At 41.4% G+C, this 15,772-nt stretch carries 13 protein-coding genes; 10 read left to right on the plus strand and 3 right to left on the minus strand.

Annotation, left to right across the window (positions count from 1 at the left end):
* The first annotated feature begins 90 nt into the window (after nt 1–90).
* From V7K42_RS10860 to V7K42_RS10880, 5 genes are all read left to right on the plus strand, one after another.
* Nucleotides 91–537: a hypothetical protein gene (locus tag V7K42_RS10860; RefSeq protein WP_334916014.1), complete on the plus strand. Its 447-nt coding sequence runs from the start codon at nt 91–93 to the stop codon at nt 535–537.
* A 1,003-nt stretch (nt 538–1,540) separates the two neighbouring features.
* Nucleotides 1,541–3,448, plus strand: a complete 1,908-nt coding sequence (dxs, locus tag V7K42_RS10865; RefSeq protein ID WP_334916016.1) for a 1-deoxy-D-xylulose-5-phosphate synthase — start codon at nt 1,541–1,543, stop codon at nt 3,446–3,448.
* A gap of 405 nt (nt 3,449–3,853) precedes the next feature.
* The gene (locus V7K42_RS10870; RefSeq protein ID WP_334916018.1) at nt 3,854–5,710 is read left to right on the plus strand and encodes a calcium-binding protein; all 1,857 of its coding nucleotides are present in this window, start codon (nt 3,854–3,856) and stop codon (nt 5,708–5,710) included.
* A gap of 213 nt (nt 5,711–5,923) precedes the next feature.
* Nucleotides 5,924–6,985, plus strand: a complete 1,062-nt coding sequence (gene mtnA / locus V7K42_RS10875) for an S-methyl-5-thioribose-1-phosphate isomerase (RefSeq protein ID WP_334916062.1) — start codon at nt 5,924–5,926, stop codon at nt 6,983–6,985.
* Between the two features lie 28 nt (nt 6,986–7,013).
* Nucleotides 7,014–7,154 carry a hypothetical protein gene (locus tag V7K42_RS10880; RefSeq protein ID WP_334916020.1) on the plus strand — a complete coding sequence of 47 codons (141 nt, stop codon included), beginning with the start codon at nt 7,014–7,016 and terminating at the stop codon, nt 7,152–7,154.
* A gap of 761 nt (nt 7,155–7,915) precedes the next feature.
* Here the strand turns inward: V7K42_RS10880 and V7K42_RS10885 are convergent.
* Nucleotides 7,916–9,337 carry an NADP-dependent isocitrate dehydrogenase gene (locus tag V7K42_RS10885; protein ID WP_334916022.1) on the minus strand — a complete coding sequence of 474 codons (1,422 nt, stop codon included), beginning with the start codon at nt 9,335–9,337 and terminating at the stop codon, nt 7,916–7,918.
* Between the two features lie 275 nt (nt 9,338–9,612).
* On the opposite strand from V7K42_RS10885, the gene V7K42_RS10890 reads away from it, so the two are divergent.
* The 5 genes from V7K42_RS10890 to V7K42_RS10910 all read left to right on the plus strand — a co-directional run bounded on the left by V7K42_RS10890 (nt 9,613) and on the right by V7K42_RS10910 (nt 14,001).
* On the plus strand, nt 9,613–10,341 hold the full coding sequence (locus V7K42_RS10890) for a GUN4 domain-containing protein (protein WP_334916024.1): 729 nt from the start codon (nt 9,613–9,615) through the stop codon (nt 10,339–10,341).
* A 28-nt stretch (nt 10,342–10,369) separates the two neighbouring features.
* Complete coding sequence (locus tag V7K42_RS10895) at nt 10,370–10,564, plus strand: hypothetical protein (RefSeq protein ID WP_334916026.1); 195 nt, start codon at nt 10,370–10,372, stop codon at nt 10,562–10,564.
* Nucleotides 10,536–11,687, plus strand: coding sequence for an ABC transporter ATP-binding protein (locus V7K42_RS10900; RefSeq protein WP_334916028.1), 1,152 nt, complete (start codon nt 10,536–10,538; stop codon nt 11,685–11,687). The genes V7K42_RS10895 and V7K42_RS10900 overlap by 29 nt, the downstream gene beginning before the upstream one ends.
* Nucleotides 11,688–11,893: 206 nt before the next feature.
* The gene (locus tag V7K42_RS10905; RefSeq protein ID WP_334916030.1) at nt 11,894–12,517 is read left to right on the plus strand and encodes a Uma2 family endonuclease; all 624 of its coding nucleotides are present in this window, start codon (nt 11,894–11,896) and stop codon (nt 12,515–12,517) included.
* Between the two features lie 704 nt (nt 12,518–13,221).
* Nucleotides 13,222–14,001 (plus strand): superoxide dismutase, encoded by a 780-nt coding sequence (locus V7K42_RS10910; protein WP_334916032.1) that lies wholly within the window; start codon nt 13,222–13,224, stop codon nt 13,999–14,001.
* Between the two features lie 127 nt (nt 14,002–14,128).
* On the opposite strand, the gene rsmG is transcribed toward V7K42_RS10910, so the two are convergent.
* Complete coding sequence (gene rsmG, locus V7K42_RS10915) at nt 14,129–14,863, minus strand: 16S rRNA (guanine(527)-N(7))-methyltransferase RsmG (protein WP_334916034.1); 735 nt, start codon at nt 14,861–14,863, stop codon at nt 14,129–14,131.
* 84 nt (nt 14,864–14,947) lie between these two features.
* Nucleotides 14,948–15,622: an ABC transporter ATP-binding protein gene (locus V7K42_RS10920; RefSeq protein WP_334916036.1), complete on the minus strand. Its 675-nt coding sequence runs from the start codon at nt 15,620–15,622 to the stop codon at nt 14,948–14,950.
* Nucleotides 15,623–15,772: the final 150 nt, after the last annotated feature.

Below are 15,772 nucleotides of genomic sequence, written 5' to 3' on the forward strand. Positions count from 1 at the left end.
ATGATGCAAGAACTTCTATCTAAGGATTGATATGGCAAATCAGCTAAATGAAGTAAAAATAGTATACTAAATCACATGAGATTGCATTCTATGAAATCAAATTCTTTTACAAAACAGCTTTCCACGGTAAAACGCTGGATGGCTACGACGCTGTTTTGTATGTTAGCGATCGCTTTTGTTTGGCAAGGTGCATTTTTCTCGAACACCTCAGCAATGGCCGATCCTGCTGCAACCTTGATCGCATCCTCAGACTCAGGCGATCGCGCTCAAGAAAAAGCCAGTAGAGATGCTGGACGAACCAAAAATTTTATTGATGATGCGGCAGATAAAGTGAAGGATGCTGCCAAGAGTAATGCCAGTAAAGTTGACCAAGCAACAGACAATGGTAGTTTTATTGAGCGCAAAGCAAAGAAAGATGCGGCTACAATTCAAAAAAGAGCAAATGAAGATGCCGCTCGGACTAAAGAAGCAGTAGACAACACAAAGAATGTTGTTGAACGCACCGTTGATAGCATCAAGGATGCTTTTGGTAAGTAGTAATCCTATTTGATTTGTGAAAATCTAAAGGCTTAGATCCCCGATTTCTTTGAGAAGTCGGGGATATTTAATTAAATACTGAATTTAGCTAAGACATATTTGTTGCGCCTAGATAAACTAGCGATCGCTATTGAAGAAGAATTCAGAAGTCAGAATGGCTAAACCTTAGCTATCCGCTAACAGGAGCGGAGCCGGAGACGTTTCCTGTCAACTCCTATCAGAATCAATACACTCTCTACGAGACGCGGCGCGTAGCTTGCTTAAGAGGATGTTTGAAAAGTCCTCTTGTGGGTATCAAAAATTTTAGATCCCCCTAAATCCACGCCACTTGCTTCACTTGGGGAGACCCCAAGACCGCAGTGGCTCCCCGATAAATTGGGGGACTTTGATTCTTCCCCCCAATTGATCGGGGGATTTAAGGGGGATCTAAAAGTGCCTAAAGTCACAGCGAAATACTTGTTCATTCAACCTCTAAGAGCAGGGGTTACGCAGACTCGCTCTAAGGGAAGCTATGCCGTAGACTTTACGCTCCGCTATCCGCTTTTTCAGTCAGAATACCCAACTGAATTCTGACTCCTGAATTCTGTTTGATAAAGTTAGACAGAATAATAAAATAATTATTAAATACTTGCCAGCAATTCTGCTGAACATATAGCTAGAAATTAAGATATTTAACTGTCTTTTGCGATCGCTTCAAAAAGCAAAACTGATTGACCGAGTTAAATAATTTCCGCAGAATTTTTCTGAAAGCTTGATTTTCTATACAAATTGTGGAGTGCATTTAAGTGGCATTACTTATTGACAAATGTGCTGCGAGTTTATGCGATCGCAACCTTATTTTGACGAATTGTTAATGATTTAGAGATTTTTCACCATTATTAATTACGAAGTTATACTTTCCACTACAACTTAGTAACAATGTAAGAGTGTGATTATGTGGACAACCCGACCGTGGGAAAATCAAAATACCGAAACTGGAAGTTAAAGAGGAAAACACTATAATATGCATCTGAGCGAAATCACCCATCCTAATCAGTTGCACGGTTTATCTGTTCGCCAACTACAACAGATTGCCCGTCAGATTCGAGATAAGCATCTCCAAACCGTAGCAGTTAATGGTGGACACTTGGGGCCAGGGTTGGGTGTTGTAGAATTAACACTAGGACTTTACCAGACACTGGACTTAGATCGGGATAAAGTGATCTGGGATGTCGGACACCAAGCTTATCCGCACAAACTCCTTACAGGACGCTACGATCGCTTCCACACCCTCAGACAAAAGGACGGAGTTGCAGGTTATCTCAAACTCTGTGAAAACAAGTTTGACCATTTTGGTGCGGGACATGCTTCTACAAGTATTTCCGCAGCATTGGGCATGGCTTTAGCGCGAGACTTGAAAGGCGAAAAATTTAAAGCCGTTGCTGTGATTGGGGATGGGGCGCTGACTGGCGGTATGGCTTTAGAAGCCATCAACCACGCGGGACACATGCCGAAAACTAACCTGTTGGTTGTTCTGAACGACAACGACATGTCCATATCTCGCAACGTCGGCGCGATTCCCCGCTATCTGAATAAAATGCGCCTCAGCCAGCCAGTGCAATTTATCAAAGATAATCTTGAGGAACAACTCAAGCAAATTCCCTTCGTGGGTGAATCTTTGTCTCCCGAACTCGGACGCATCAAAGAAGGTATGAAACGTTTGGCTGTTCCCAAGGTAGGGGCAGTTTTTGAAGAACTCGGTTTTACCTACATTGGCCCAGTAGATGGGCATAATCTCGAAGAATTGATTGCCACCTTCCAACAAGCACATCAAATCCAAGGCCCAGTTTTGGTACACGTAGCCACCATTAAGGGCAAAGGCTATGAAATTGCTGAACTAGATCAAGTTGGCTACCACGCCCAAAGCCCCTTCAACGTTGCAACCGGCAAAGCCATTCCTTCCAACAAACCAAAACCTCCGGCTTATGCCAAAGTCTTTTCTCACACTCTTGTGAAACTTGCCGAACAAAACCCCAAAATCGTTGGGATTACTGCGGCTATGGCAACGGGAACAGGTTTAGATAAACTTCAAGCCAAACTACCCAATCAATATGTTGATGTCGGTATTGCTGAACAACATGCAATTACCCTAGCAGCAGGACTTGCAACTCAAGGGATGCGCCCCGTAGCCGCCATTTATTCTACCTTCCTGCAACGCGCTTACGACCAAATAATTCACGATGTCTGCATCCAAAATCTGCCAGTATTTTTCTGCTTAGATCGGGCAGGAATTGTTGGATCTGATGGCCCCACTCACCAGGGTATGTATGACATCGCTTATCTGCGTTGCATTCCCAACATTGTAATAATGGCACCGAAAGACGAAGCAGAACTGCAACGCATGGTAGTAACTGGTGTTAACCATACCAGTGGCCCGATCGCTATGCGTTACCCTCGTGGCAATGGCTACGGCGTTCCCTTAATGGAGGAAGGTTGGGAACCTTTGGAAATTGGTAAAAGCGAAATTCTCCGCACCGGCGATGACGTGTTAATCGTCGCTTATGGCACAATGGTCTATCCAGGAATGCAAGCTGCCGAAATTCTCAGCGAACACGGCGTTGAAGCAACTGTAATTAATGCCCGTTTTGTTAAGCCTTTGGATACCGAGTTGATTTTACCTTTAGCTAAGAAAATCGGCCGTGTTATCACCTTAGAAGAAGGTTGTATCATGGGTGGCTTTGGTAGTGCGATCGCTGAAGCCTTAATGGATGCAGATCTTCTCGTTCCTGTCAAGCGATTTGGTGTCCCAGATGTGTTAGTAGATCATGCTGAACCTGATGAATCTAAAACAGAACTAGGTTTAACTAGTCATCAAATAGCAGAGAGAGTGTTGCAAGCTTTCTTTAAGCAGCAAGTATCTGCTGTTGTTTAGTTAATTCTTTGTAGAATGAATCGCCCATACTTGTGACTCAGGTGTGGGCGATCGCGTATAAAAACAGCAAAACTAATATTAGTAGATTAAAAATTTAGCGATCGCCTACGTAACGATTATCTCTATACTTAATCTAGTTTATGGTCAGGATTTCTATATTACTAATTTAGTAGCAGTATCAGTGCATTAACACGCGATCACTTCATAATTTTCATGGGTTCAACAACTGAAGTTTAACCTAACATTTTGTCAATTCATTTTTTAAAAATCAAACTTGATTCTGATATTAAATAGGCTTCTTAATTAATATTTAATATTAAGCTAATACAAATAATGTAATATCTATTACATCGTGTGTCAATTTACATTTCCACCATTTTAAACCCAAAAAAAGACGGTAAAACTATGGCTATTCAAGGAACAAATAATAACGATACTTTAGTTGGCACTTCTGGCAATGATACTATTCAAGGCTTAAACGGTAATGATAGCCTTTCTGGGCTAGGTGGAAATGACCGTTTAGAAGGTGGTAGAGGCGATGATACCTTGTATGGTGGGACAGGAAATGATGTATTTGACTTGGCATACTATCAAGAAAACGATGTCGTCATGGATTTTATCCAAGGACAGGATAAAATTGATGTCAGAAGCCTAAACATTAGTGATTGGACTACCCTGCAAAAGCTGATTACTAATGACGGTCAAAATAATGCTTTAATTACAACTTTCTCTGGTGGTTATCCTGCCCAACTGAAACTCAATGGCATCAATCCTAGCCTACTGCAAGCCAGTGATTTCCTTTTGAATACTGATAACTTTGCTCAGACTATTGATGGTAATGACTATTACGCAGATCAGTTGTTCGGTGGTTTAAATAATGATACCCTCAGAGGATTGAGAGGTGATGATGTCCTGTTTGGCGAACAAGGAAATGACCGTTTAGAAGGTGGTGCGGGTGATGATACTTTGTATGGTGGTGCTGGAAATGATACCTATTATTTCCTAGCTAATAGTGCCTTGGGAACCGACACCATTATAGAAACAACAACAGATGGTACTGATACTATTGATTTTAACGGTACTACAACTGCCGTAAATGTAAATTTAGGTCTAACCACTTCCCAAACGATTAATAGCAACCTCAAACTCATTCTCTCTGCCAACAACGTTATTGAAAATGCAACAGGCGGCACAGGAAATGACACCCTCATTGGTAATACACTCAATAACAATCTTGTTGGTGGTGGCGGAAATGACCAACTCCAAGGGTTAGTAGGAAATGATACTTATTCTTTCTTCGCTAATAGTGCTTTGGGAACCGACACAATTACAGAAACCACAACAGGTGGTACTGACACTATTAACTTTAGCGGTACTACAGTTGCCGTCAATCTAAATCTAGGTCTGACTACCTTGCAAACGGTTAATAGCAATCTCCAACTCATTCTCTCTACCAACAACGTTATCGAAAATGCAACAGGTGGCACAGGTAATGACAGTCTCACTGGTAATACGCTGAATAACACCCTAATTGGTGGTGGCGGAAACGATCAACTCCAAGGGTTAACAGGAAATGATACCTATTCTTTTGTCGCTAATACTGCTTTAGGAACCGACACAATTATAGAAACCACAACAGGTGGTACTGATACTATTAACTTTAGTGATACTACAGTTGCCGTCAATGTCAATCTAGGTTTAACCACCTCGCAAACTGTTAATAGTAATCTCAAACTGATTCTCTCTGCCAACAACGTTATCGAAAATGCAACGGGTGGCATAGGTAATGACAGTATCACTGGTAATACACTGAATAATGCCCTGATTGGTGGTGACGGAAATGATACTCTTCAGGGAGGTGATGGTGATGACCAACTTTTAGGAGGACTAGGCAATGATATTCTCATTGGTGGAACTGGGAAGGATAAATATATGTTCCAAAGTAACGGTGTTTTTGACACAAGCTTAGGTGTTGATAACATCACTCAGTTTGAAAAGGGACAAGATCAGATTGTGCTGAGTAAAACCACTTTTAATGCTGTTACTAATAGTGTGGGTCAAGCTTTAACTGACTTTGCAGTTGTCACTAATAATCAATCTGTGAATGCTAGTAATGCACGTATTGTGTTTAGTCAAAGCACTGGCAGCCTATTTTATAACCAAGATGGCAATCTCCTGGGTACAGGAACAGTATTTGAGTTTGCCCGTTTAGGAAATCTTGGTATTACTCTGAGTACCAGCGATTTTAGTCTCATTGCCTAGAACACCAATTCAGCCCTCTCCTTATAAAAGCTACGGTGTACAGTACACAAAAGTCGGAAATAGTTGATAAATCAGGGTTTTACCGCACCCTCCCGATGCATTGGGGAGGAAACTAGATTTTCTGGTTTCCCTCCTTTATAAGGGCAGGGCTGTTTGCTTCCCTCTCAAACAGGATTTGTCAAGATGATTAGCGATAAAAATCATACTTTTTTTATGACACTTTCCACAAACCATGTTTATCCCGTTATTTGGCACAACGATTCGGTGTCACTAATTGACCAAACACGCTTACCCAACGAATATACATTTGTAGAAATCCACCGCAGTGAAGATATGGCGCGGGCGATTAAAACGATGATTGTGCGGGGTGCGCCGGCAATTGGTGTAGCTGCGGCTTATGGAATGTATCTTGGTGCAAGAGAAATTGAGACAAGCGATCGCACCGAATTTTTGCAAAACTTAGATAAAGTTGCCCAGTTGTTACGTTCTACTCGGCCGACGGCGGTAAATTTATTTTGGGCAATTAGTCGAATGATGAAAGTTGCTAAAGAAACGCTGGGAACTGTAGAAGACATTAAGCAAAACCTTTTCCAAACAGCCCAAGCAATCAATGTTGAAGATTTGCAAACCTGTCAAGCGATCGGTGACAATGGTTTGGCAGTTTTACCCGCTACTCCCGAAAGGCTGACGCTACTTACTCACTGTAATGCTGGGGCATTAGCTACGGCTGGTTATGGCACTGCATTGGGTGTTGTGCGTTCTGCTTGGAGAGAAGGACGTTTAGAACGTTTATTTGCTGATGAAACCCGCCCCCGTTTGCAAGGCGCAAAACTCACTGCTTGGGAATGTGTGCAAGAAGGTATTCCGGTGACATTAATTACTGATAATATGGCAGCCCATTGCATGAAACAGGGTTTGATTCATGCTGTGGTTGTGGGTGCCGACCGCATTGCTGCTAATGGTGACACTGCTAATAAAATTGGTACATATAGTGTTGCGATCGCAGCTAAAGCCCATAATATCCCTTTCTTTGTGGCTGCGCCCCTTTCCACCGTTGATTTTGAATTAGCTGATGGCAGCAAAATTCCCATTGAGGAACGCGATCCAACAGAAATATATCAAGTGGGGAATACTATTCTCACGCCTGAAGGTGTAGATTTTTACAATCCAGCTTTTGATGTGACTCCGGCTGAATTAATTACAGCCATCATTACAGAGAATGGAGCGATCGCGCCTGATAAATTAGCGAAATCACAGGTAAAGCAATTAGTGTAATTGAGTACAAAGAGGATAAAAGTTTTAAATGTTCATCGACACCACTCGCCAAATCGCCGAAACTCTATATTTTTTGTTGAGTGGTGTCGATTGCTTACTGGGTAACGAGGAAACCGAAGTATTTCCACTCGATGCCAAAGCTAAAAGGCATCCCTCCCGATTGGGTTAAATCGGAATTAATGGATAACTTGCACCGAGTTATCGATAACTCTAGCGATCGCTCTACATCCGAATAACGGAAACTTTATAGGGGATTGCCCCAAAAAAATCCCCAGCTTTTTAGAAAAGCCGGAGACTTTGTTTTTTTAACTACTTACTACCTTAAAATCTGACTGTTCAAAATACACATTATTTATCAGTAATTTTTTCAAAAAATTTATCTAAACTTCATATTTTAACTAAATTGAATAAGCAAAATCCGCAAATAGTTACTCAAAATAAGCTTTGACTTACTCAAACCCCAGTTTGCTTTTTGATTTTGGTGTTTTCCGCAAGTAAAAGAAGCTTTGACTTAATCAAAAGAAGCTTTTGCTTTCTCATTTTGGTGTTTTCCGCAAGTAAAAGAAGCTTTGACTTACTCAAAAGAAGCTTTTGCTTTCTCATTTTGGTGTTTTCCGCAAGTAAAAGAAGCTTTTGCTTTCTCAAAATGCCATTTGACTTACTCAAACCCCAGTTTGCTTTCTGATTTTGGTATTTTTTGCAAATCAAATGCCATTTCGCTTTTTTAAAATAGTTAATTTATCAGAGGATGTCTGAGAAGTATTAAATATTTGTTGATTCCCCTTAACCTCCCTTAAAAAACCGTGTATACACAAGTCAAATTACCCCCCTTAATCCCCCCGATGCATTGGGGGGAAACAAGAAATCTAGTTCCCTCCCCTTTATAAGGGGAGGGTTAGGGTGGGGTAATTCGACTTAGCCCTAATGAACTTAACCAAAATGCTGAATAATTGCGTCGGCAAATTCAGAACATTTTAAAGGTTCAACTGGCGGTTCTAGCAACCGGGCTAAATCGTAGGTGACTTGACTATTTGCGATCGCATCGCTTAAACCTTTCTTAACTAGGTCTGCGGCTTCCTGCCAACCCATAAATTCCAGCATCATCACACCAGACAAAATCACTGAACCAGGATTAATCCGATCTAAGCCGGCGTGTTTGGGTGCAGTACCGTGGGTAGCTTCAAATATGGCACTAGAATCACCAATATTTGCCCCTGGCCCCATTCCTAATCCACCAACAATGGCAGCAGCAGCATCAGACAAGTAATCGCCGTTTAAGTTCATCGTCGCCAAAATCGAATATTCATCCGGTCTAGTTTGAATTTGTTGAAAAATACTGTCAGCAATCCGGTCATTCACCAAAACTTTCTCTTTCCATTTGGCATCGCCGTGGGTTGTCCAAATTGTGTTAAGAACAGTTTCGACTTCCTTGACAATTTGCGCTTTCTTCTCATCGGTGAGACTATCAAACCCAGGATCGATTTGTCGAGCGTTTTCTTCCAAAGAAATATTCGGATTTTTTTCCTTGTTACTCAAAATCCAAGATTCCCGTTCAGTGACAGTTTCTTGGCGAAATTCACTAGTTGCTAGTTCATAACCCCAATCACGGAAAGCGCCTTCGGTGTACTTCATGATGTTACCTTTATGCACCAAAGTCACTTGTTGCTTATCTTTGGGCAAAAGCAAGGCGTGTTTGATGGCACGTCTAACTAGGCGCTGAGAACCAGTTTTGCTGATGGGTTTGATGCCAATACCAGAATCAAGAGGAATGCGTTTTTTCCCATGTTCTGGGGTGGCGGGGATTAGTTCTTCATTGAGAATTTTAATTAAGCGATCGCCAATTTCGCTACCTTGTCGCCACTCAATGCCTAAATAAATATCTTCCGTATTTTCTCGATAAACAATTACATCCAGCTTTTCGGGATTTTTGTGGGGAGAGGGCGTACCTGCATAGTAACGACAGGGACGCACGCAGGCATATAAGTCAAAAATTTGCCTTAGTGCCACATTTAAAGAACGAATTCCTCCCCCAACGGGAGTAGTCAAAGGCCCTTTAATAGCTATACCATACTCTTCAATTGCCGTGAGAGTATCTTGTGGTAAATACTGGTAAGTACCGTATAAATCGCAAGCTTCGTCACCAGCATAAACCTTGAACCAACTAATTTGACGTTGACCTTTGTATGCTTTGGCTACCGCAGCATCGAGAACTTTTTGGGTAGCAGGCCAGATGTCGATACCTGTTCCATCGCCACGAATAAAGGGGATAATTGGATTGTCCGGTACGATTGGTTCACCATTTGTGAAGGCGATCTTTGCTCCGGCTGCGGGGGGGGTAATCTTGTCGTACATCGTTCACACACTCCTAATCGATACGCTGCTAGTCAAAAAATCCTTATGTGGCAGGCTTGTATATTTTGCTATATCTTTTGTTCACCAAGCCATAAGGCAAAGATTTTCCCCCTATTCTCCTTGTACATTATTTGGAGATTAAGTGTGGGATTCAGTGAAGCGATCGCAATTTTGTACGATCAAAAATAGTAAACTACTTTTCGCTATCAATGCTTCACTTTGGAGAATGCCAGATAGCTTACCACTCTTTCAATGACCGCTAAAACGAGAATGGCATGACAGACCCAATGATTTTATCAGGCCCTGCTAATGACATCGACTCCCTCCGACGACCGTTAATCGCTGGGTCTGAAAAAGTCCAACAGCAGATAATCCCACAGTTAGCTGAGTTGGGTAATGAGGGATTAGACGTGTTGATGGAATTTTTACTCAAACGACGTGAGAAGCCAGCGACTTGGATTGATGGCAAAGCTTATCAAGTCCTCTATAACTCCGATGCACCTCAAGCCAAAGAATTTTTGCGCTCCTGTTTTCCTGAAGGAATTGTACCTCTAAAATCAGAGTGCGGGATAAACTACAATTCTTTGCAACAGCTGCTTGTTACTCAAGACTTCCAAGCAGCCGATCGCGTCACCATCGAAAAAATGTGTGAACTATCAGGGCCAACGGCTGTACAACGCAAATGGTTGTACTTTACTGAGGTAGAAAATACCCCGGCTGTTGACTTGCAAACCATTAATAACCTCTGGTTAGTCCACTCCGAAGGTAAATTTGGCTTTTCAGTGCAGCGAGAAATCTGGTTAAGTTTGGGTAAAAATTGGGAAAACTTCTGGCCAAAAATTGGCTGGAAAGAAGGTAATAACTGGACGCGATACCCTAACAGCTTTACCTGGGATTTGAGTGCGCCGAGAGGTCATTTACCCCTCTCTAATCAACTACGGGGGGTACGAGTCTTTGCTTCTTTACTATCTCACCCTGCTTGGACAAAGAACTCAGAAAAATAATGATTTTGAGCTTACGGACAAATAGATTATGATCAATCCCACCAAGCGAGAATTCTACGTCATCATTGAACGGGATGAAGATGGTTACTTTCTGCACTTGCAAAACAGCCTCACAGTTCCTCAGATGGGACGGATTAAAGCCCCTAGTACTGAGTTAAAACGCAGATCCCAAACTGTAAATATCAAAATGGATAATGGCAAACGTTCGTCTAGAAGATATTAAGCGTAGATTCAATAACGTCACCGCGATCGAGGATATTACCTTTGAAATTCCCGATGGCGAGTTTTGGGTTTTAGTCGGGCCATCGGGTTGTGGTAAATCTACAATTTTGCGAACGATCGCAGGTTTAGAAACCGCCACATCAGGTAAACTGTTCATTGGCGATCGCTTGGTGAATAATATTCCAGCCAGACAGCGAGATGTGGCGATGGTGTTCCAGAACTACGCCCTCTATCCTCACATGAGCGTGGCAGAAAACATCGGCTTTGGCTTGCAAATGCGGAAGGTTGACCGAAAAATCATTCAAGAACGGGTGATGAATGTAGCGCGATCGCTTTCTCTGGATCACCTGCTAGATCGTAAACCCAAACAACTTTCTGGAGGACAGCAACAACGGGTAGCATTAGGAAGAGCGATCGCTCGTGAACCCCAAGTGTTTTTACTTGATGAACCTTTATCTAATTTAGATGCCCAATTACGCGACGATACAAGGGCAGAATTAAAACAGTTACATCAAGAATTAGGGATTACAACTATTTACGTCACCCACGATCAAGTTGAAGCAATGACTTTGGCTGATAAAATAGTCGTGCTAAATCGCGGGCGAATTCAACAAATTGGCGATCCCCAAACTATTTATGCAAGTCCTGCTAATCAGATGGTGGCAAGTTTTTTAGGTAGTCCACCAATGAATATTTTGTCTGCGATTTATCAAAATGACGGTTTTGATGTGAGTAGGCAATTATTAACGATTCCAGCAGATGTGAAAGAAAAATTACATTTGCGTCAGGGACACAGTTACGATCTGGGGATTCGTCCAGAGCATATTTTTATTAACGAATCGCCCTCTGGGTTCACAGTCGCCTACGGCGGAAAACCCGCCTACAGCGCTGATTCACCAAGTCGCCAAGAAAGAAATGATAGTCATCTAATTGTGGAAGTTAAGGTGGTAGAACCTTTGGGAAGGGAAACTTTGATTCGTGCTGGCTTACCTGGTTCGACGGTGGTGTTGAATATTCAGGTAGGCGGGGATGTGCGTCTGCGTCTAGGCGATCGCCTTTCTCTACAACTTGATTTAAATCACTTGTTTGTATTTGATCCCAAAACTGGGGACAGAATGTTATAAGCGCGTAACTCTGACCTTGCCCTTGCGTCGTGCGATCGCGGTCATTTGTTAACCCAATAGCGAAAATTTGCTGTATCTCTTGCTGAGTAACAATCTTGGCGCGTCCATGCCAATTTACTTTCACCTTTGGCCGCTACACCCCGTTAACTCTTAATTTTCAGGTTACAGCAGTGTGAAGTGTTTATATCCATAATCAGGATGAAATAATGATTCAATCACTACAAAAACTATTTACATTTGATGAATATTTAGAGTTTTTAGAAACACAACCGGAAAACATTCGTTATGAATTACACGATGGAGATATTATTCAAATGCCGCCACCATCAGGAAAACACGAGCAAATAGTAGCATTTTTGACAATGATATTAGGGTATGAGTGTCTTCGTCTTAAACTTTATTACGGTATACCTAAAACAGCCACAGTGAAGCCAGAAAATAAAATGTCAGGGTACTATCCTGATGTATTATTAATGAATTTTTCTAACTTGGGTAATGAACCATTATGGGAGAAACAATCTATCCTTAGTAAACCAGCTTCAATTCCATTAGTAATTGAAGTTGTCAGTACTAACTGGAGAGATGATTATCATAAAAAGTTTGCTGACTATGAAGAAATGGGTATTCAAGAATATTGGATTGTGGACTATGCTGCTTTGGGTAGCAAAGAATTGATCGGCGACCCCAAACAGCCAACAGTCACAGTTTACTCTTTAAGTGATGAGGGTGAATATCGTGGGAAAAAATTTAGAGGAGACGACCGTATAGAGTCGCCAACATTTCCAGATTTCAATCTAACCGTTGAACAAATTTTTTCAGTACGTTATTGATAAACAGGCATTTCCCGACATTTCACCAAAAATACAAAACACTAAACAACTAATAATGTTGATAAATATGCCGATGTTACTCCTAAATATAAGGAGGAACTTAAACCTATTACTAAAGAAAATAGTCAAATACATATAATTGTCACCCTACTCACGAAAGGAGCAACGCTCGATGAATTTGATAATGAGAAAAGGAATATCGGAACCGGACGGGAAGGATCGCGAGCATTCTTCGGTAAATACATAAAACGTGTATGGGGATACGGGACTAAGCGTACTGTTGACCCGTCTGATCCTACTAACATAGATAAGTATGTGTTTCATTTACACTTACCCCCAGGACTTGATCAGCCTATATTTGATTTTAAGTGAGGAAAAAATAAGAAGAAAGTATAATGTGGGTGAAATGCCTGACGACCTCGATTAACTACCCAATACCCCACAATTCCCTTAACACCGCGTAGCGCCTCTTGTGACGATAGGGTTTGTTTTTTGGTGGTTGGGTGCGAACCTATGATTAGTTGTAAAAAGATAGTTTAAGTAAAAATACATAACTTTTTGAATATTAGTAATTAATATTACAAATTTTGTAAATAGTTTATTAAACTGCCAGAAATAATCGCAAACTTCCAATTTTTTGTAGCCAAAATCTAAGAAAATAAAAACGGCAATAGAGACTTAATGGATTAGCTGCAAAAACTTATATGACTATTAATCGACGCAATTTCTTGTTTTTACTCACAGCAGGTGCGGGTGCTTTTGTATTCGATGCTTGTGCATGGGCAGAAAAATCTCCTAAAGGAAACACTGCAATTCCTGAAACAACACCTGAAACAACACCAAATAAAACATCAGAAAAAACAGGTGCTATCCAACTACCGCCTTTAGCCTACGCATACGAAGCACTGGAACCACACATCGATGCTAAAACGATGCAGTTTCACCACGATAAACACCATGCAACTTATGTAAAAAACTTGAATGCAGCGTTAGATAAACACCCAGAACTGAAAGGCAAAACTATTGAAGAACTGTTGCAGAAACTTGACAGTGTACCAGAAGATATTCGCAAAATAGTACGCAATAATGGCGGTGGTCATGTAAATCACTCAATGTTCTGGGAAATTATGAAGCCAAAAGGTGGGGGAGAACCAACAGGAAATATAGCCTCCGCGATTAATCAAAGTTTTGGTAGTTTTGCCGCTTTCAAAAAACAGTTTAATGAAGCTGGTGCTGGTCGTTTTGGTAGTGGTTGGGTTTGGCTAGTACGTAACAAAGGTGGCAAGTTAGAAGTGACGACTACAGCTAACCAAGATAGTCCTTTAAGTGCAGGTAAATATCCCATTCTAGGTAATGACGTATGGGAACATGCATATTATCTAAATTACCAAAATCGCCGCGCAGATTATTTAGATGCTTGGTGGAACGTAATTAATTGGGATGAGATTAACAAGAGGTTTGCAGCTGCAAGTAAATTAGCTTAGACATTGGAACAAAGGAAGAGATATAAAAAATAAAAACTCCATCTTCCGTCCCTATCAAAATAATTCGTAATTACAACCAGTAGAAGCTTGTACTCTTTCTAATTACGAATTACGAATTACGAATTATTCAAAGGGGCTTTTGAGTAGGTACACCAATAGCACGGGGAAACTCAATTGGTGTGGTGGCTACCTTACGCAAATACACACAGTGCCGGATGCTGTGACTCAAGGGTGTTGTAAATTGTTCGATTGATTCAATAACGCCACCCAACAGTTTCACAGCATTCTGCAAAACTGTGGTTTCATCCTTTGCCCAATTACCGCGATAAATTATAGCTAAACCTCCCTGTTTGAGCAGTGGTAGGGTATATTCTGCACAGACAGAAGTTGCCCCTACAGCACGGATCAATGCAATATCATAAGCTAGTCGATACTGAGTATGCTGACCGATTTCTTCAGCCCTACCAACAAAAGTTTTGGCATTAATAAGGGCAAGTTCAGTTAATATATTGTCGATAAAAGTAATTTTTTTACGAGTTGAATCGAGAAGAGTAATTGTGCAATTAGGTACTGTAATTGCCACTGGAACACCAGGAAAACCTGCACCTGTACCAATATCGATAATAGTAGGGGAAGCTGGGAATAAGTTTCCTGATAACAGGGGTACAATTCCTCGTAGAGAATCCCAAAGATGTTTTTCCCAAAACTCTTGGGGGTCAGTAATGCGAGTTAAATTTAGTTGACGATTACCTTCTAGGATTAACTCATAAAGCCTTTGGAATTGAGCTTGCTGTTGGACAGTTGGTTGCCAATTCAGAGTTTGCTGCCAGATTTCTGCCATCTCAGGCAATAAGTTTGTCATTGGTCATTTGTCATTTGTCATTTGTCATTTGGGATCGGGTATTGGGTATTATTTTTTCCCCAGTCCCCAGTCCCCAATTGCCTTTTATGCCGATGGCAGAGGTTCTTTAACTTTGGGTTCCAGTGTCTTTGGGTCTACTGATTGTAGTTCGCCGTGGTTGAGTGTCCAGCAACGATCTGCGATCGCTAACAGATCCCCAGCATCGTGTGTCACTATCAACAGTGTCCAATCTTGTTTGAGTTTCGCTAATAAATTTACCAGTTGCCGACGCATTGACCAATCTAACCCAGCGGTCGGTTCATCCAATAACAGTAAATTTGGCTGGCGAATCAGTTGCACTGCTAAAGCTAAACGCCTCTGTTGACCACCACTCAAAGCATGGGGAGCAGCAGAAAGCGATAAATGCTCTAATCCCACCTCAGTTAAGGCTTGTCTAACTCGTTCTGACCCTAACTCAGGATGTCCTAAACGCAATTCTTCTAAAATTGAACCACCACAAAAGTGCCGTTCTGGAAACTGAAATACCAACCCAGCTAATTGTTGTAGTTGTTCGGCTATAAGTTCTTGTTCCCGCCAGAAGAGTGCGCCAGTAGTGGGTTCGGCTAGTCCCGACAAAATTTCTAGTAAGGTACTTTTTCCCGAACCACTGGGGCCAATAATCAGACCTAGCTGCTGGGGTGCTAATTCCAAGTTTATCGATTTAAGAATCGCTGTTGGACACGCTGTGGGGTGATAATTTACATTTCGGAGATAGAGCATTTGTTAAGATTACCAAAAAGTCAGCAAATTACTAATTAACTACACTGAGAGTACCTGGAAAATTCTAGAAAAATTTATAGCGTATTACCTGAATCAACACCTTAATCTAGCAGCAAGAATCATCCAATTTTCCTCCATTGTGGCAGACTC

Origin of the sequence: Nostoc sp. (assembly GCF_036917455.1) — a bacterium.
In the GTDB taxonomy this organism is placed as follows: domain Bacteria; phylum Cyanobacteriota; class Cyanobacteriia; order Cyanobacteriales; family Nostocaceae; genus Nostoc.